Below are 17,989 nucleotides of genomic sequence, written 5' to 3'. Positions count from 1 at the left end.
CGTCCGCGCTGGGCAGCGTGTTCCCGGGCGAGACGGGCGCCGTGGAGTGCGACGCCCGGGTCTCGTTGTCGCCGCCGCCCTGGTGCGCAAGCACGGCGTACGCAGTGCCGCCTCCCACGAGCACCACGGCGGCCGCCGCGGCGATGACCGTACGGCTGCGACGCCGGGCACGGGCGGGCGCGGTGCGGTGGCCACCGGCCGTGGCCGCGTCGTGGGTACGGATCTCCCCGCCGGTACGGAACTCCCCGCCGCTCTGCTGGTCCGGCTGCGGGAAGCGCGGGGCTGCCGGTGCGGGCGGTGCGGGCGCCGGGCCGTAACTGCCGTACGGCGGAGGCGTATCCCCGCCGGGCGGCTGCTGCGAACCGTACGGCAGTGAGGTGTCACCGCCCGGGGGCTGCCGCGGACCGTACAGCGGAGGTGTGTCACCGACCGGCTGCTGCCGCGGACCGTACGGCAGCGGGGTGTCACCGGATGGCTGCTCCGGCCCGTCCGACGGAGAGTCCTGCGGCGCCGGGCCGAAGGAGAGTGGGGGATACGCCTTGGGCGGGGCCGCCCGGCCCTGGCCGGGGCCCGGTGTGTTCCCGGGCGCGGCCGGGGATGTCCCGCCCGCCGCGACCGCCTCCAGCATCCGGCGTGCCTGGTCCGCGGTGGGCCGGTCGGCCGGTTCCTTCGCCATCAGCGCCCGGAGCACCGGGGTGAGCGGCCCGGCCAGCCGCGGTTCAGGCAGCGGCTCGGTGACGATCGCGGCCAGCGTCGACCACGCCGACGTACGGCGGAACGGCGACGCGCCCTCCACCGCCGCGTACAGCGTCATCCCCAGCGCCCAGATGTCAGAAGCGGGCCCCGGCTCCATGCCCCGGGCGCGCTCCGGCGGCAGATAGTCGAGGGAGCCGACCAGTTCGCCGCTGCGGGTCAGCCGCTCCCTGGCGTCCTCGCCCGGCGCCCCCGACGCCTCCATGCTGGCGATGCCGAAGTCGGTGAGCACCACCCGGCCGCCGCGCTCCAGCAGGACGTTGCCCGGCTTGACGTCCCGGTGCAGGACGCCCACCCGGTGTGCCGCGTCGAGCGCGTCCATGAGGCGGGCGCCGATCTCCGCCGCCTCCCGCGGTTCGACGGTGCCGCGCTCCGTCAGTACGTCGTCCAGGGACGGCCCGTCGACCAGCTCCATCACGATGACCGGCAGCCCCTGCTCCTCGGTCACATCGTGCACGGTCACCACCGAGGGGTGCCGGATGCGGGCCGCGGCCTGCGCCTCGCGGTGCATCCGGGCCCGCAGATCGGCCAGTTCGGCCCCGGACGCGTCGGTGTAGGCGCGCAGGATCTTGACCGCGACCTCACGGTTGAGCAGCTGGTCCACCGCCCGCGCCACGACCCCCATACCGCCGCGCCCGATCGGCGCCGTCACCCGGTACCGCCCGCCGAGCACCCGGCCGACCAGCTCCCCGCCGTTCCCGTCCCCCGCCGCCACCGCACGCCCCGTTCCTTCGCTGTTCCGCTGCCCGCCGGTGACCGCCCGGACCCTCGTCGTCCGTCGGCCCACCCTCCGACGGGCACCAGCGTATGGGCTCAGGGGCTGTCCGGGGACGCGGCCTCAGCCGATCCGTACCTTCGTCTCCAGCGGCAGGTCCGCCGACGACCGGCCGACCGCCACCGTGTAGGTGCCCGGCAGCACCGTCCAGCCGGTCTCGGTGGTCTGCCACACCGCGAAAGCCTCGCGGGGCAGGGCGAGCCGTACCGTCCGGCTCTCGCCCGGTTTCAGGGTGACCTTCTCGAACGCCTTCAGCTGCCCGGCCGGCTCGCCGGCCGCCGCGGGCGCCGTCAGATACAGCTGGACCACCTCGCTGCCGGTGCGGCGGCCGGTGTTGCGGACGCCGACACTCGCGCGGTAGCCGTCCCCCGACCGCTCCAGGCTCAGGCCCGACAGCCGGAACGTGGTGTACGAGAGGCCGTGGCCGAAGGGGAACAGCGGCTTCTCGCCCGAGCTCCGGTACCAGCGGTAGCCGACCGCGAGCCCCTCGTCGTAGTAGACGTGCGTCCCGTCGCCCGGGTACTGCACGGTGGTCTTCGCCGGGCCCTGCTGCTCGGATGCCGGGAAGGTCTCCGGCAGCCGGCCGCCCGGCTCCTCGTCGCCGAAGAGCATCGCGGCCAGGGCGTTGCCCTGTTCCTGTCCGCCGTACCAGTTGGCGATGACGGCCGCGGCGCCGTCGAGCCACGGCATGAGGACCGAACCCGAGGTGTTCAGGACGACGACGGTACGGGGGTTCGCCGCCGTCACCGCCGCGATCAGCTCGTCCTGGCCGTCCGGCAGGGCGAGTGTGGTGCGGTCGGTGCCCTCGCCGGTGTAGTCGCCCGCCACGACGACGGCCACGTCCGCGGCCCGCGCCGCGTCGGCGGCCCCCGCGAGGCCCTTGGTGTACGTCACCGGGATGTCCCCGGCCCGCGCCCTGATGCCGGCGAGCGGGGTGACGACGGCGCCATTCGCCGTGACGGCTCCCGAACCGCCGCCGTGCGTCAGGGCCCCGGCGTCGGCCGCGTCGCCGATGACCGCGAGGGAGGCGGGCCGGGCGAACGGCAGCACCCGCTCGTTCTTGAGCAGCACACTGCCCCGGACGCTGATGCTGCGGGCCAGCCGGAGGTGCGCGTCGCTGCTGACCACCGTGGAGAGGACGGTCGCCGGGTCCGGCAGCCGGTGGTCGAAGAGCCCGGTCCTGTACATCGCGGTGAGGACGTGGACCGCCATGGTGTCCACGGTGGCGGCGCTCACCGTGCCCGCCGTGACCGCGTCCTTGAGCTTGCCGCCGAGGTAGGTGGAGCCCGGCATCTCCATGTCGGAGCCCGCGCGGGCGGTGAGCACGGTGCTGTGGGTGCCGCCCCAGTCGGACATCACCAGGCCGTCGAAGCCCCACGCGTCGCGCAGGGTGTCCTGCACCGCGGTCCGGTTCTCGTGCGACCAGGCGCCGTTGACCTTGTTGTACGACGTCATCACGGCGCCGGCGCCGCCGCGCTGGACGGCGGCGCGGAAGCCCGGGTAGTAGATCTCGTGCAGGGCCCGCTGGGAGACCACGACGTCGATCGAGCCGCGCAGGGTCTCCTGGTTGTTGGCCGCGAAGTGCTTGACGGTGGCGATCACCGGGTGGGTCTGGATGCCTTCGACGACATGGGCGGCCAGCTCCGCGTTGAGGTACGGGTCCTCGGTGAAGGTCTCGAACGACCGCCCCCAGTAAGGGACTCGCAGGATGTTGATGCAGGGGGCCAGGGCGATGTTGTGTCCCTTGCCCGCCTGTTCGGCGCCGTAGGCGGCACCGTACTCCCGCGCCGTCCCCGGGTCCCAGGTCGCCGCCAGGGTCTTGCAGTCGGGCCACTGGGTCACGCCCGTGGAGCCGTTGCCCACACCGCCCGGCCCGTCGCCGAGGTAGAGGGCGGGGATGTCGAGCCGGGTGTTGGCGGGGACCGCGCCGGCGTAACCGGTGCCGCCGGTCCCGCCGTGCAGCAGGGCGATCTTCTCGTCCAGGGTCATCTTCGCCACGAGTGCGGCGGCCCGGGCGGCGGCCTTGTCCGCGGCCGCGGACACGCCGGGCTTCGTGGCGGGCGCAGCCGCGGGCACCGGCCCCGCGGTGACACCGCCCCGTACGGCGGCCGCCGCGCCGGTGGCCGACGCCACCGTGGTGACGCCCGCCGCCACCGTGCCCGCTCCGGCCAGCTTCAGTACCGATCTCCGGTTGACGTTCATGTGCCCTCCCGAGTCGCTGTCGTGGATGCATCGCTGTCATGGATGCACGCATGCCATGGATGAACGAGTGACGAAAGACATGCAGGAAGTGACATGTACATGGGCACAGAGATCGCCCGCATCGTCAATGGTTTATACACACTCCGCCGAATCGGGCCCCGTAGCGCCGCTTCCGGCGGCCCCAGCGAAACGCCGTAGGCCAACTGGCTCGATTTACCCCCCAGTTGGCTTCAGGGAGTGAACGCGGCGCACCCCTTGACGGGGTCAGCCGCAGTGCCCGACAGTCGTTCGCAAGAGGCTGAGAGCGCTCTCAGCAACTCCCCCCACGAACACCCCCACGAAAGCAGCCCCCATGAACAGGATCGCTTTCTCCGTGCTCACCGCGTTCTCCCTGACCCTGGCCGGGCTCGCCGGTCTCGCGGGTCCCGCCGCGCTCTCCGGCTCCGCCGCCGCGAGCGAACCGGCGGCCGGGGCCCGTACCGCCGCCGACTGGACCACGGTGTTCAAGGACGATTTCGACGGTGCGGCCGGCTCGGGCCTGAACACCGCCGACTGGCTCTACGACAAGGGCACCGGCTACCCCGGCGGCGCGGCCAACTGGGGCACGGGCGAGATCGAGACATCCACCGACTCGACCGACAACGTCTACCAGGACGGCTCGGGCCATCTGGTGATCAAGCCGGTGCGCGACGCGTCCGGGCACTGGACGTCCGGCCGGGTGGAGACCCAGCGCACCGACTTCGCCGCACCGGCCGGCGGACAGCTGCAGCTCAGCGCCTCCCTGAAGCAGCCCGACCCGGCGAGCGGACTCGGCTACTGGCCCGCCTTCTGGGCGATGGGCGCGGACGCCAGGCCGACCGGGGCCACCAACTGGCCCAGCATCGGCGAGCTGGACATCATGGAGGACGTCAACGCGCTCAGCCAGCACTCGACCACCTTCCACTGCGGCCAGTGGGCGGGTGAGTGCCACGACCCGGACGGGATCAGCAGCGGGTTGCAGACGTGCACGGGCTGCCAGTCGGGCTACCACACGTACTCGGTGATCGTGGACCGTACGAATCCGTCGGCCGAGCAGCTGCGGTTCTCCCTCGACGGCGTCCAGACCTTCGTGGTCGACCAGAACGAGGTCTCGGACGCGACCTGGAAGGCCGCCGTCGACCACGGATTCTTCGCGATCTTCGATGTGGCGATCGGCGGCTCGTACCCGGACAAGGTCTGCGGCTGCACCTCCCCGGGGGCCGACATCAGCTCCGGTGCGGGGATGAGCGTGGACTGGTTCTCGGCCGAGGTCAGCCAGTCATGAACCGGTAGCGGGCAGCGAACAGCACCGTGCCCCGGAGGGAACCGCGGAAGCGGCCGTCCGGGGCACGGTGCTCACTGGTTCACCGCTGGAGCGCTACTGGCGCTCCGGAGGTGTCAGTTCCAGCCGTGGTTACGGCCCTGGTCCCAGCCGCCGTGGTTACGGCCGTGGTCGCGGCCGTGGTTCCAGCCACCGTGCTGGTGGTCGCGGCCGTGGTCGCGGCCACCGTTGCCGCAGGTATTGCCGAAGGCCGGGTTGAGCAGGCCGATGACGTTGACGCTGTTGCCGCAGGCGTTGACCGGGACGTCGATCGGCACCTGGACGAGGTTGCCGGAGAGCACGCCGGGCGAGCCGATGGCGGCACCCTCCGCCCCGCTGTCAGCGGAGGCGACCGACGCGCCCCCGAGGACGGTGGCGGCGGCGATGGCAGACAGCACGGTCATCCGCACGATTCGAGACATGATGGACACAAACCCTTCCGTAGGAGCACTCCAGGGCCGGATACGTCCGAGCCCTCTTGTGTGGTCCTTCGCTATGCCTGCCCGCTGAGATGGGTCCCGCATCGCTTGTTCACCCGAAGAGACGCCGCGGGGAACGGGCGTACGCGCGGTGGGCTGCGCAAACGCCTCGACTACCGGGGGCCCGCGGCCCGGGCGCCGGCTACCGGGTGCCCGCGGCCCCGGTATCCACCGCCCCTGTCTCCACCGCCCCGGTGCCCGCCGCCCTTGTGTCCACCGCCCCGGTGCCCGCCGCCCGGCTGATCGCCGTCTCTACCTCCGCGATCCGGTCCGCCAGCAGTCCCAGCGCGGCCACCGCGCGAGGCATCGGGTCGTCGTCCGGGCCGCCCCCCAGCGTCCTGGCGCGGACATCGGCGGCCTTGACCTCCGCCCAGCGGGCCGCCTGGTCCGGCGTCAGGGTGCCGCGCAGTTCGGCCAGTTTCAGCAGGTTGGACTCGGCGCCGCTGGTCAGCGTCTGCGCCTCGCCCCGGTAGTGGTCGTCGATCACCGCGGCCAGTTCGGCGTCGTTCATCACCGGGTCGATCCGCGCCGCGATCTTGTTCATGTTGCGGTACGAGCCCTGGAGCTGGAACGGCGGCTCCGTACGGGCCGCGTCGGACTGGCCCGCCGACGCGATGTACGCGGCGTTGACCGCGAGCACCGTGGAGCGGGCCGCCAGCAGATGGCGCAGCACCGCGACGACCCGGTCCAGTTCGCCGGGCGCGTACGGGTGCCGGAGCCGGTCGCGGCGTGCGGTCGGGTCGTCCGCCGCCAGCCGTACGAGCAGGGCCAGGTCGTCGCGGTCCCGGCCCGCGAGCGGGGCGAGCACCGGGTTCGAGGTGAGCGCGTTCTCCACGAAGCTCAGCGCGAAGACGTCCTCCTTGCCGGTGAGCACATCGCCGAGGTTCCAGACGTCGGCCCGGTTGGCCAGCATGTCGGGGATCCGGAAGCGCTGCCCCGACTCGGTGTACGGGTTGCCCGCCATACAGACCGCGAACCGTTTGCCCCGCAGGTCGTAGCTGCGCGCGGCCCCGTCCCTGACCCCCTCGATGCGGCGCTGGGCGTCGCAGAGCGGGATGAACTTCTGGAGCAGTTCGGGCGAGGTGTGCTGGATGTCGTCCAGGTAGAGCAGGGTGTTGTTGCCCGCCGCCAGCGCGAAGTTGATCTTCTCGATCTCCTGGCGTGCGGTGGCGTCCGGTGCCTGCGCCGGGTCGAACGAGGTGACCCGGTGGCCGAGCGCCGGGCCGTCGACCTTGACCAGGACCAGGCCGAGCCGGTCGGCCACGTACTCCATGAGCATGGTCTTGCCGTAGCCGGGCGGCGAGATCAGCAGCAGCAGACCGTTGCTGTCGGTGCGCTTCGTGTCCCCGGCGGTGCCGAGCTGTTTGGCGAGGTTGTCGCCGATCAGCGGGAGATAGACCTCGTCGATGAGCCGGTTGCGTACGAACGACGACATGACCCGCGGGCGGTAGTCGTCCAGCCGCAGCCGCGCGCGTTCGGCGGCGACCAGGGCGGTGCGCTGCCGCTGGTAGTCGCGGAAGGCGGGTACATCGGTCCGGTGGAACTCGGCTGCCGCCGGAATGAGTTGGTCGATACGGACGGTCAGCCTGCGGCGCTCGACGCGCGGATGGGTGCCGAGCAGCCCTTCCACCGTCTCGGCCAGCGGCGCGGCCGACTCGTAGCGCGGCAGATCCGGGCAGAGCTCGACGGCGACCGCTTCGGCGAGTTCCCCGGGGTCGTCCTGGCCGCCGGAGCGGGTGTAGGCGCCCAGCCAGTTCTCCACCAGCTGGCGGCGGGCCGCCGGGTCGTCGTCGCCGAGCGCGGCGAGGTCGTCGTCGTACGCCGAAGTGCCCACGGCGCGGCGGAACTTGTCGAGCAGGGTGCGGGCCGGCGCATGGGTGACGAAGCCGTCGGGGCCGCTGGTGAGCTCCTCGAAGAGGTACTCAGCCGCGGCCGGCGCGTGCGGTCCGCCGATCACGCCCGCCAGCTCGGCCTGCCAGTCCGCGATGGCCGGGGCAAGGCCGAAGGTGTCGCGGGCGCGGGCCATCGAAGCGGCCCTGCGGGTCCAGGCCCGCCGTGCCGGGTCGGTCGTGCGGTGCGCCCAGAACAGCTGGGCCGCGGCGCGGGCCTCGGCCGGGAAGCGCAGCAGTCCCGCGCCGGAGTGCAGCCGCAGCAGCGCGCCGGTGATCAGTGCGGCGTCGTGGTCGTGGACGCCGCGTTCGTACCCCTCGTCGTACGCGGCCTCGGCCGACTGCCGTACCAGCGACGGGAGATCGGCCGCGGTGAGGGCGTCGGCGCCGTGCTCGGCGAGCAGCCGGGCCGCCAGATACTCGGCCCGGTAGAGCGCGGGTGACTCGGAGGGCAGGGTGCGGCCCCAGTACGGGCGGCAGGCGGCGAACGCGGGGTCGGTGACCGGGGAGCGGTAGTCGGTGCCGGTGAGCGCGAAGGCCAGACCTGCGCTGTTGTCGCCGCCGCCACCGCCATCGCCGCCGGTCCCCGGCCCGTCGTACGGGATCAGGGTCAGGTCGAGCGGCTGGGAGTTGACGGCGAAGCGGTGCCGGCCGAGCCGGATGGTGCCGCCGCCGTCCGCGTAGAGATCGGTGCGGTCGCGCAGCGCCCTGACGGCTTCCTGGCGGGCGGCCGCGATCCGGCCCGCCAGCTCTTCCGCCCTGACGCGGTCGCCCAGTTCGCGCAGCTCATCGGCGGTACGGCCGACCTTGGCGACCAGCGGGTCGGAGGCGAAGAACGTGCTGATGGCGTCCGCCGAGCCGAGCGACGCCGCCCGGCGGGCGATGGTCTCCAGGACACGGGACGCCGAGGCGCCGAGCCGCTCCGCGCGGCGGGCCCGCTCGTCCTGGAGGGTCTGCTTGCGCGCCGAGAACGCCTCGTACACCTCGGTCCGCACGGCACCCAGCTGGGCGAGGAAGTCGTCCGACCCGTCGAACCGCGACTCCAGGTCCTCCACCCGGAGCAGCAGCGCGGCGAGCTGGTCGTCGCAGGTCTCCGGGGTGCCGGCCGCGGCCAGGGCCGCGGTCACCGACTGGCCCAGCAGGGCGCGCTCGGCGGCGAACTCGGCGCGCCCCTCGTGGTCGAGCAGCTCCCTGCGGCGGGCTTCGAGCGTCGCGCGCGCACGGTTGACGGCGCCGACGACCTCGGCGATCCGCTCCAGTACCGAGGTGCGGACCGTGGCGTCGCCGATGTCGAGTCCGGTGACCACATCGGTGACGGTACGCAGGCCGTCGGCCAGCTCGTCCAGGCGTCCGGCGACCGGCGCCGCCGCGGCCACCGTCGCGATCGCCTCCGCGTCAGCGGTGAGCCGGCCGGTCTCGGCGTGGTATCCGGCGAAGGCGTCGTCGCGCCGGAGCTGCGCGACGGCGCGCTGCGCGAACGCGGCGATGTCCGCCTCGACTTCAGCGGCGAGCGCGTCGATGCGCACGGGGTCCGCGTACCGCTGCTCCTTGAGCGTCAGGACGTGTCCGTGGGCGCGGCGCAGCTCGGTCAGCCGGGTGACCCACTCGGCGGCCGAGCCGGGCGCCTCTCCCCTGGTCCGGCGCACCAGTGCGGTGATCTCCGCCTCGGCCGCTTCCAGCGCGTCGGCGGCCTGCCGGGTGAGCGTCCGGACGGTCTCGAACTCGGCGAGCACCTGCCCGGCCGTGGTCCGCAGCCCGTCGAGCGGTTCCAGCAGGCCGCCCGTTCCCTCGTCGGCCAGCCAGTGGTGGGTGTCGGCGGCCCGTATGCAGGAGGCCAGCAGGGTTTCGTAGACGCCGGTGGTGGGCGCGGTGTTCTCGGTGACGGCGCGGGCCAGCGACAGGCAGTCGGAGATCCCGCGCACCAGGTCGGCGTTGCCGATGCGGCCAATGGGGTCTCCCCTGCTCGAACGGGATTGAGAGCTTGGGGAAGGCCCTTCGACGGGCAGGGCCGCGTCGGCGTAGGTGTCGGACACGTACGGCGAGCGCCAGCGCTGGAGCGGGTGGACACGGGCGGGCTCGTCCGAGTCGCCGCGCAGGACGATGAGGGTGCCGTCGTCGAAGAGCGCGTACCCCCGGCAGACGAGCGGGGTCCCGGTCTCCTTGCGGATCAGGTTGTACGGCAGGAGCAGCGTGCGGCCCTCGGCGCGGGCGTGGAAGACGTACAGGACGTCCTCGCCGTTCGGGGAGCGGAGCAGCCGCTCGAACTCAAGCCCCGTGGTGTCGAGGTCGAAGGTCTTGTACGCGCCGGTGGCCAGGCAGTATCCGCCCGGGAAGATGATGCCCTGGTCCCCGGGGAGGCTGCGGCACGCCTGCCCGATGCCGTCGAGGCGGACGACGGTGCGGGTGACCGTGTTGAAGACCAGATGGCGCCGGTGTTCCTCCTTGTACGGGCGTATGCGCAGCAGGAGCAGGGCGCCGGCCCGCGCGTACTCGACCTCGGCGTCGGCGAGTGACTGGAGCGGCTCGTCGACCGGCTCGGACCAGATGCCGTCGGCCGTCTCGGTGTTGTCCTCGTCCTTGACGGTGAGGGAGCCGCCGACCGTCGTCACGTACACGTCGCCGGGCAGGGCGATGTGCGGGTGGCGGCCGAGCACCTGGTCCTGGCGGGTGGCGGGGGTCCACTCGAAGTCGTGGGACGGCGGCAGGACATGGTCGCGGTCGCCGCGGGCGTCCAGATACGCGGCGGTGCCGTCGGCGGTGAGTGTCCAGCGCAGCACGCGGATGTCGTCGGCGGTCTCGCCGGTACGGAAGACGGCGAGCAGTTTGCCGTCGGTGTGGCGGAGCTGGAGGAGGCGGGCGTCGCGGTAGTAGCGGTAGAGCTCCGCGAACTCCCTGGTGAACGCGGGGTCGTCGAGGAGCCCTGGTACGGCGGTGTCGGGGAGGCGGTCGAGGTTGGGTGCGGTGTCGTGCAGGGCGAAGACGTCCGCGGGCTCGGATGTCTGCTTCTGCCCCGGCGGGATGTTGGAGCCGATGAGGAGACGGTCGCCGATGGCGACGGTGTCACGGGGGACGCAGTTGCTGTCGGTACGGAGGTGTTCCGTGCCGGTGAGGGCCAGCTCGGTCGAGCCGAAGATCTCGGTCCTGCGGGTGTTGAGGGCGGTGGCCCTGCGGGCCAGGTCGGCGGCCTGGGCGGTCAGTCGGTCCCTGAGCACCTCGTAGGTGCCGGCGTCTACGGAGGGGGTGGTCATCGGCTGCTTTCTGGGTGGGGCGGGGTGTTGGGCCCCGGCGGGGTGGGGGTGGGGTGGGGGTGGGGTGCGGGTGGGGTGCTCCGGTGCGGGTGGGGTGCTCCGGTGCGGGTGGGTGACGCCTGCGGCGGGCCTGTTCCCCTCCCCCAGCCTTCGGCCGGGGGGACCCCCACTTCCCGTAACCGGGGCTCCGCCCCGGACCCCGCTCCTCAATCGCCGGAGGGGCTGGGTATGCGTCCTTCGCCGGAGGGGCTGAGCCGCACTCTTCAAACGGTGCCCGGCAAAATCCAGCCCGGCCGGGACCGCCGCGCCGTTCAGACCTTTGCCGCACCGTTCAGCGCGGCGACCGCAGCGACCGGCACCTCCGACAGGCCCAACCGGTCCGCCTGGTCCAGGAGTTGCTGGACCAGGCCGGCCTCCGCGCCCCCCGACTTCATCAGCTTCATCAGCAGCGCCGACACCGTCAGATTCTGCACATCGCCGCTCGACACCGACCCGACCATCTTCGTCAGGTCCTCCGGAAAGCTGGCCGAGCCGTCCAGCCACGGCTTGGCGAGTGCCTGGGCCGTCTTCGAGCTCTCCACGAAGCCGTCGATGCCCTTGCCCAGCGAGATCGACGACACCAGGCGGTCGAAGAAGACCGACTCGCCGCCGACGACGCTGATGTCGGCGTTCTCCAGGCCGGTGGCGATGACCGTGGCCTGCGCCTCGGCGACCTGGCGCTGGACGTCGATCCCGGCCAGCCTGATCTCCTTCTCGGCCTCGAGCCGCAGCCGGTACTCCTCGTGCCCGCGCGACGCGTCGTCCAGCGCGGCCATCGCCGCCGCCTTCTCGGTGAGGCCCGCGGCCTCCGCCTTCAGCTTCTCGCCGATCATCGCGGCGTCCGCGGTGGCCTGGGCGCTGGTGCCCTCCGCCGTCGCCAGTGCCTTGAGCCGGGCGCCCGACGCCTCGGCCTTCAGCCGGGCCTCGGTGGCCTCCGCCTCGGCGCGGCCCGCCTTCTCGATGACGTCGGCCTCCTTGTCGCGTACCTGCACGTCGGCCAGTCCCGGGGCGGCCGCCTCGGCCTGGATCGCCTCGGCGAGGCGCAGCTTGGCGCGGGCGTCGAGGTCGGCGGACTTCAGACGGGCCTCGGCCAGGGTCAGCTGCTCGGCCGCGTGGTGCGTGGCCGCGGTCTCGGCGGCCTCGGCCGCCTTGATGTCCTTGACCAGCTTCTCCTGGGCCTCCGCCTCGGCCGCGATGATGACGGCCTGCCGGGTGCGTTCGGCCTCCTCGACCATCCGCAGCTTCTTGATCGACTCCTCCTGCTCGGCGACCGTACGGTCCACCGCGATCCGCTCCCGGATCACATCGGCCACCTCGCGGCGCTCGGCCTCGACCTCCTTGTCCCGGGAGATCATCGACAGCTGTGTCTCGCGCTCACGGCCGATGACTTCGAGCAGCCGGTCCTTCTCGATCCGCTCGTTCTCGACGGCGATGACCCGCTCACGGTTCTTCTGCGCCACGGCGATCTCGCGCGCCTGGTTCTCGCGCTGCACCCCGAGCTGCTCCTCGGTCCGCAGGAACGCGGTCTGGGCGCCCAGGCGTTCCTCCTCCTGCACCTTGGCCGTCACCGCCTCCTCACGGGCCCGCAGGGTGTCGACCTCGCGCCGCTGCTTGATCTCCGCCTCGGCCTGCCGGCGCTCCAGCTCCAGGATGGTCTCGCGGGCGTCGACGTTCTGCCGGGTCATCTCCTTCTGCTCGGTGCGCTGGAACTCGTTGGTACGGACATGCTCGACCGCCGTCAGTTCGGTGATCTTGCGGATGCCCTGCGCGTCCAGGATGTTGGCGCCGTCGAGCTGCGCCATCGGGGTCTGCTCAAGGAAGTCGATGGCCGCGTCGTCCAGGTGGTAGCCGTTGAGGTCGGTGCCGATGACCCGGATGATCCGGTCCCGGAACTCCTCGCGCTTCGTGTACAGGTCCACGAAGTCCAGCTGCTTGCCCACGGTCTTCAGCGCCTCGGAGAACTTGGCGGCGAAGAACTCCTGGATGGCCGCCTTGTCGCTGGCCCGCTGGGTGCCGATCGCCTGGGCGACCTTGGCGACGTCCTCGACGGTCTTGTTGACCCGTACGAAGAACGAGATGTGGATGTCGGCCCGGATGTTGTCCTGGCAGATCAGGCCCTCGCGCCCGGTCCGCCTGATCTCGATGATCTTCACCGAGATGTCCATGTACTCGGCCTTGTGCAGCACGGGCAGCACCACGGCACCGGTGAAGGTGACGTCGACCTTCTTCGTCTTGGAGATGATCAGTGCACGGCCCTGCTCCACCTTGCGGAACAGCCTGCTGAGCACCAGGACGAGTGCGACGGCTATGAGCAGGACAACGGCGACGAGCACGCCGATGCCCAGGGAAATGGCATCCATGAACATTCCTCGAAGGGTGTCTTGAACGGTGGCTTTGAGGGCGCGGAGCGCGCCGGAAGGTGAGGGCTCAGCCCGTGCTGCGTGGATCGAGCGCCGCGTCGAACGGCGCGATCCAGAAGAACTCGCCCGGTTCGTCGTACGCGTACAGCAGCGCGGTGTCCCCGGATCGGAGCCCGAGCAGGCTGTCGTCGCCCTGGACCCTGACCTGGACGACAGCGGTCGAGCCGTCGTCGGACGCGACCTCGGCCTGCCCGAAGTCGGCGGTGACGGAGCCGGTACGGACGGTGCAGACGAGTCCGACGAAGTCCAGCCGGGACGGCGGTGGTTGAGCGGGCAGCAGGGCGCGCAGCCGGCGGACCGCGAAACGCGTCACGGTCCAGGCGATCAGCAGCGCGGCGACCAGCACGGCGGCGTCGAGCGCGGTCCGTACGCCGCCCGGCGGCTCGGCCCTGCGCACCAGCACCGAGCCCGCGAGACTCGCGAACCAGGCGAGGAGAGTGAAGAGCGACACCGGCACGGTGACGGGCACGCCGCTGCCCCCCGCAGCGGCCGTGCCCGTGTCCCCCGTGCCGAGGTGCAGATGGAAGGCGTCGTGCTCGGCCGCCCCCACCAGTACGAGCAGCCAGAAGGCGATGACCACCAGCAGCGCCGCACCGAAGAGAACCGCCGGAAATCCCAGCGCGGCGCCCGTGAATTCATCCATCGCGCAGCCCCCCTCCCCCGATTCCCCCATGCGGAACAGCCCCCGTGCAGAGCACTCCGGCGCCGGGCGTACGTTTCCGTACTCCGGCACTGGAGTGCTCTCCCCCGTTTCCGCAATGCCCATTCTGACGGGACTGCGCCCCTCACCGCATTGCCGTAACCCGGCAATGTTCGCCGCCCCCGGGTGCCAGGGCCGCACCCATGACCCCGGCACCCGTCGCGGTCTGTCACTCTTGCCGCTGTGCGGGCCGGAAGCACCGCCGAAGAAGCACGAGAAGCAGGAGAAGCAGGAGAGCGTGTGACAGGGCCCGACATACCCGAGAAGCACCCCGGTGAGAGCACCGGGGGGCACCCCGAGACGTATCTGGAGGGGTACGCCCGCATGCTGGCCGATGTGCTGGCGACCGGACGCCGGCCCACCCGGCCCGAGCTCGACGCGCGCCGCGCCTTCGGTGAGCAGGCGGCGGAGGACGGCCACTCGCTGCGGTCCCTGGTCGCCGCGCACCTCGCCGCCACCCGCGCGGCCTGGCCCACCGGGGCCACCGTGGTGAGCGGCAGCGCGGCCGGCGGTGTGCTCGCCGCCGTCGAGCTGGCCGTCGACGCGTTCGCCGAGGGGTACGAGCGGGCCCAGCGGATGGCCGTACGCCAGGAGGAGGCCGTACGGCGGGAGTTCATCGACGATCTGCTGTACGGCGGCAGCGACCTGGGGCGGCTGGCCGAGCGCGCCGAACGGTTCGGGCTGCGGCTGTCGCGTACCCACGCGGTCGCGGTCGCGCAGTGCGCCGGCGCGTACGACGAGGGTGCAGCCGCCACCCGCAGTGTGGAGCTGGCCCTCTTCACCCGCTTCGGCAACCGCAGCATCCTGCTGACCACGAAGGACGCCCGGCTGATCTGTATCGCCCCCGGCGACCAGGACGACATCCTGACGTACTTCGCCAAGCAGGCGTACGCGGCCACGGCCGACGACGGCGTGCAGGTCGCGATCGGCCGCCCCCACCCGGGCTCGGGCGGCATCGTGCACAGCTACGAGGAGGCGCTCAACGCCCTGGAACTCGCGGCCAGGATGGACCTGGAGGGGCCGCTGCTGCGCGCGGCCGACCTGCTCGTCTACCCGGTGCTCACCCGTGACCGTGAGGCGCTCGTCGATCTCGTCCACAGCGCGCTCGGTCCGCTCCAGCGGGCCAGGGGCGGCGCACAGCCGCTGGTCTCGACGCTCGGCCACTACTTCGAATCCGGGTGTGTGGCCGCCGAGGCGGCCCGCCGGATGTCGCTGAGCGTGCGGGCGCTCACTTACCGGCTGGAGCGGATCCATCAGCTGACCGGCGCCAACCCGGCCGATCCCGCGCACCGTTACACCCTGCAGACCGCGGTCATCGGCGCCCGGCTGCTCAACTGGCCCGCCCAGGAGATCTGACCGGGATCCGACCGCGATCCGGCCAGGATCCGACCGCGATCCGGCCAGGATCCGGCCGCCCCCACCTGCCCCCACCTGCTGCTCAATGCCCGGTTCCGGCAGAGTTCGGGCACCGGGTGCTGCGCGGCGACGGCCTGTCGGCGGCGGGCCGGGCAGCCGTACCGTCCTCGGGTGGCGCCGGCCGACCGGCCCCGCGTACCCCCTCCGGGCCGCCGTGCCCCGGCTTCCGGGCCCGCCAGGCCGGAGGACCCGATCGGTTGGACATCCTGTGAGCGACTGGCATGCCTGGGCGGCCGTCGCCGTCTTCGCCGGCACCTACGCCCTGATCATCAGCGAGAAGATCCACCGGGTGGCCGCCGCGCTCGGCGGCGCCGGCCTCATGCTGGCGCTCGGCGCGACCGACGACGGTGCGGCCTTCTTCTCACAGGACACCGGCATCGACTGGAACGTCATCTTCCTGCTGCTCGGCATGATGGTGATCGTCGGTGTGCTGCGCAGGACCGGCGTCTTCGAGTATCTGGCGATCTGGTCGGTGAAGCGGGCCGGGGGCAGACCGTTCCGGGTGCTGGCCATGCTGGTCGTGATGACCGCGCTGGCCTCCGCGCTGCTGGACAACGTGACCACGGTCCTACTGATCGCCCCGGTCACCCTGCTGGTCTGCGACCGGCTCGGGCTGGCCGTCGCGCCGTTCCTGATCACCGAGGTCTTCGCGTCCAACATCGGCGGCCTCGCCACCCTCGTCGGCGACCCGCCCAACATCATCGTCGCCGGCCGGGCGGGCCTGACCTTCAACGACTTCCTGGTGCATCTCGCGCCGCTGGCCGTGCTGTTGACGGCCGTACTGATCGCGGTGTGCCGGTTCCTGTTCCGCGGTGCCTTCACCTACGACGCGGAGCGCGCGGCCCGGGTGCTGGAGCTGGACGCCCGGGACGCGCTCCGTGACCGGCGGCTGCTGGCCCAGGGCCTGGCCGTACTGGCCCTGGTCATCGTCGGGTTCATCCTCCATCCGGTGCTGCACTACGCCCCGAGCGTGGTCGCGCTCCTCGGCGCCGGGCTGCTCGTCGCCGTCTCCACGGTCCGCACCGGCGAGGTGCTCGCCGAGGTCGAGTGGCCGACGCTGGCCTTCTTCGCCGGCCTCTTCGTGATGATCGGCGCGCTCATCGGCACAGGCGTCGTCGGCGAGGTGTCGACGGCGCTGTCGCACGCGGTGGGCGGCCGGGAACTCGGCGGCTCGATGCTGCTGCTCGGTGCGTCCGGGGCGCTGTCCGGGGTGGTCGACAACATCCCGTACGTCGCGACGATGGCCCCGATCACCGCCGGCCTGGTGCACAGCGTCGGCGGCGGCAGCGACCATGTGATGTGGTGGGCGCTGACGCTCGGCGCGGACCTCGGCGGCAACGCGACGGCGATCGGCGCCAGCGCGAACGTGGTGGTCCTGGGCATCGCCGAACGCAACGGCACCCCCATCTCCTTCTGGCAGTTCACCCGCTACGGCCTCGTCGTCACGGCGGCCACGCTGGCCCTGTCGGCCGGATACATCTGGCTGCGGTACTTCGCCCTGACGTGAGCGGCCTTCACGGCCGCCTCCCCGCACCGCCGGACGGCCACAATGGGGCGCATGAGTGACGACGAGAAGTCCATGCCCACCTGGGAGAAGAACGCCTGTCCAGTCCCGCCGGGTACCTGTCGCCCTTCGCCCTTCTCGCCCGCTGCCCCCGCTCCCCGGGTCCCTCCCGAGGGGCTTCTTTATGCGACAACGCCAATATTGGCGTGACCGCATAGACGGTGGTGACGCCTGCTCCGTACCGTCGTGGAGCTGCCCCACGAGGGGGCGCGGGACAGGGGGTTCGGAGGCAGGTACAAGCACCACGCTCCCTTCATCGAGCGGCGGCGGGACGGCCTGTGCCTGCGCACCGAGGAGTTCATCCGATCCCTCGGCTTCGCGCCCGATGAGGAACTGTGGGCAATCGACGGGGCAGAGTGCTCCCCGTGTGACAACAAGGTCCCCGACTCCCACTGAACAGCCGCATCCCACGTGCCCCGCTCCGGCCCACCACTGCCCGGAGCGGGGCGCACCCCTTACGAAGAGAGCCACCGTGCCGGCCCGCCATAACCACGATGACGAACGCGATCTCTGGGACACGTACGCGACCAGCGTCACCAGGGAGATCGGTGCTCCCGTCATGAACTGGACGCAGTACGCCGGGCACGGCCCCGGTGTGGAGCTTCTCGAAAACCCGAGCACCGTACTCGAGATCGGGTGCGGCACCGGGCGGACTCTTGCCTACCTCGCAGAACAGGGAGTGAAGGCGACGGGAGTGGACATGTCGCCCGTCATGGTGGATGCCGTACGCGAACGGTGGGGAGGCCGGGTGTCGTTCCACTGCGCGGAAGTGCTCGACTTCCTGCGTGACGGCGTGGAGCAGTACGACGCGGTGTACTCGATCTTCGGCGCGGTCTGGTTCACCGACCCGGCCAAGCTCCTGCCGCTTGTGGTCAAGGCGCTCAGACCGGGCGGGAGTCTGGTCTTCTCGCACCCGCCTGCCATCCCCGGGGCCTACGGCCCGCAGGGCATGTACAAGGGGGGATTCGCGGGCCGGGCACAGTTCACCTACCGCTACAGCTACACCCCCCGGAAGTGGGAGAGCCTCTTGCTCGGGGCCGGTTTCCCGAGGGCGGAGGCGCGGATTCTGGAGGCCCCCGAGCCGGACCACATCGGGACGTTGATCGGCCGTGCTGTGGCGGGTTGAAGCGGATCCGACCGGAACGCGCGGGGCGTATCCGTTCTG

General features: G+C 72.0%; 10 protein-coding genes. 4 read left to right on the top strand and 6 right to left on the bottom strand.

Annotation, left to right across the window (positions count from 1 at the left end; genetic code table 11):
* The coding region (locus tag G3I19_RS37425; RefSeq protein WP_343235067.1) for a protein kinase at positions 1-1,468 on the bottom strand (1,468 nt) is incomplete at its 3' end.
* Between the two features lie 123 nt (positions 1,469-1,591).
* Positions 1,592-3,730, bottom strand: coding sequence for a glycoside hydrolase family 3 C-terminal domain-containing protein (locus G3I19_RS11530; RefSeq protein WP_164262822.1), 2,139 nt, complete (start codon positions 3,728-3,730; stop codon positions 1,592-1,594).
* Between the two features lie 352 nt (positions 3,731-4,082).
* Between G3I19_RS11530 and G3I19_RS11525 the strand changes: the two genes are divergently transcribed.
* Positions 4,083-5,033 (top strand): glycoside hydrolase family 16 protein, encoded by a 951-nt coding sequence (locus G3I19_RS11525; protein WP_239074177.1) that lies wholly within the window; start codon positions 4,083-4,085, stop codon positions 5,031-5,033.
* Between the two features lie 113 nt (positions 5,034-5,146).
* Here the strand turns inward: G3I19_RS11525 and G3I19_RS11520 are convergent, their stop codons facing one another.
* The 4 genes from G3I19_RS11520 to G3I19_RS11505 all read right to left on the bottom strand — a co-directional run bounded on the left by G3I19_RS11520 (position 5,147) and on the right by G3I19_RS11505 (position 13,787).
* Complete coding sequence (locus tag G3I19_RS11520; RefSeq protein WP_164262820.1) at positions 5,147-5,491, bottom strand: chaplin; 345 nt, start codon at positions 5,489-5,491, stop codon at positions 5,147-5,149.
* Between the two features lie 199 nt (positions 5,492-5,690).
* Positions 5,691-10,685 carry a DNA repair ATPase gene (locus G3I19_RS11515; RefSeq protein ID WP_164262818.1) on the bottom strand — a complete coding sequence of 1,665 codons (4,995 nt, stop codon included), beginning with the start codon at positions 10,683-10,685 and terminating at the stop codon, positions 5,691-5,693.
* A gap of 311 nt (positions 10,686-10,996) precedes the next feature.
* On the bottom strand, positions 10,997-13,084 hold the full coding sequence (locus tag G3I19_RS11510; protein WP_164262816.1) for a flotillin family protein: 2,088 nt from the start codon (positions 13,082-13,084) through the stop codon (positions 10,997-10,999).
* A 67-nt stretch (positions 13,085-13,151) separates the two neighbouring features.
* Positions 13,152-13,787: a hypothetical protein gene (locus G3I19_RS11505; protein ID WP_164262814.1), complete on the bottom strand. Its 636-nt coding sequence runs from the start codon at positions 13,785-13,787 to the stop codon at positions 13,152-13,154.
* A 381-nt stretch (positions 13,788-14,168) separates the two neighbouring features.
* Here G3I19_RS11505 and G3I19_RS11500 point away from each other — a divergent pair, with 381 nt between their 5' ends.
* The 3 genes from G3I19_RS11500 to G3I19_RS11490 all read left to right on the top strand — a co-directional run bounded on the left by G3I19_RS11500 (position 14,169) and on the right by G3I19_RS11490 (position 17,950).
* Complete coding sequence (locus tag G3I19_RS11500) at positions 14,169-15,200, top strand: helix-turn-helix domain-containing protein (RefSeq protein WP_164262830.1); 1,032 nt, start codon at positions 14,169-14,171, stop codon at positions 15,198-15,200.
* Between the two features lie 268 nt (positions 15,201-15,468).
* Positions 15,469-16,767, top strand: a complete 1,299-nt coding sequence (locus tag G3I19_RS11495) for an ArsB/NhaD family transporter (protein WP_164262812.1) — start codon at positions 15,469-15,471, stop codon at positions 16,765-16,767.
* Between the two features lie 529 nt (positions 16,768-17,296).
* Positions 17,297-17,950 (top strand): class I SAM-dependent methyltransferase, encoded by a 654-nt coding sequence (locus G3I19_RS11490; protein ID WP_164262811.1) that lies wholly within the window; start codon positions 17,297-17,299, stop codon positions 17,948-17,950.
* Positions 17,951-17,989: the final 39 nt, after the last annotated feature.

It is taken from the genome of Streptomyces sp. SID10853 (assembly GCF_010548145.1).
Lineage (GTDB): Bacteria > Actinomycetota > Actinomycetes > Streptomycetales > Streptomycetaceae > Streptomyces.
Note: the sequence above shows the minus strand (reverse complement) of the source record. Positions and strands in the feature narration are given on the sequence as shown.

Bases quoted from the DNA above. Each gene is read 5' to 3' on its own strand.
- G3I19_RS11505 (WP_164262814.1), bottom strand. From the start codon at position 13,787: ATGGATGAATTCACGGGCGCCGCGCTGGGATTTCCGGCGGTTCTCTTC.
- G3I19_RS11530 (WP_164262822.1), bottom strand. From the start codon at position 3,730: ATGAACGTCAACCGGAGATCGGTACTGAAGCTGGCCGGAGCGGGCACG.
- G3I19_RS11500 (WP_164262830.1), top strand. From the start codon at position 14,169: ATGCTGGCCGATGTGCTGGCGACCGGACGCCGGCCCACCCGGCCCGAG.
- G3I19_RS11510 (WP_164262816.1), bottom strand. From the start codon at position 13,084: ATGGATGCCATTTCCCTGGGCATCGGCGTGCTCGTCGCCGTTGTCCTG.
- G3I19_RS11525 (WP_239074177.1), top strand. From the start codon at position 4,083: ATGAACAGGATCGCTTTCTCCGTGCTCACCGCGTTCTCCCTGACCCTG.
- G3I19_RS11515 (WP_164262818.1), bottom strand. From the start codon at position 10,685: ATGACCACCCCCTCCGTAGACGCCGGCACCTACGAGGTGCTCAGGGAC.
- G3I19_RS11520 (WP_164262820.1), bottom strand. From the start codon at position 5,491: ATGTCTCGAATCGTGCGGATGACCGTGCTGTCTGCCATCGCCGCCGCC.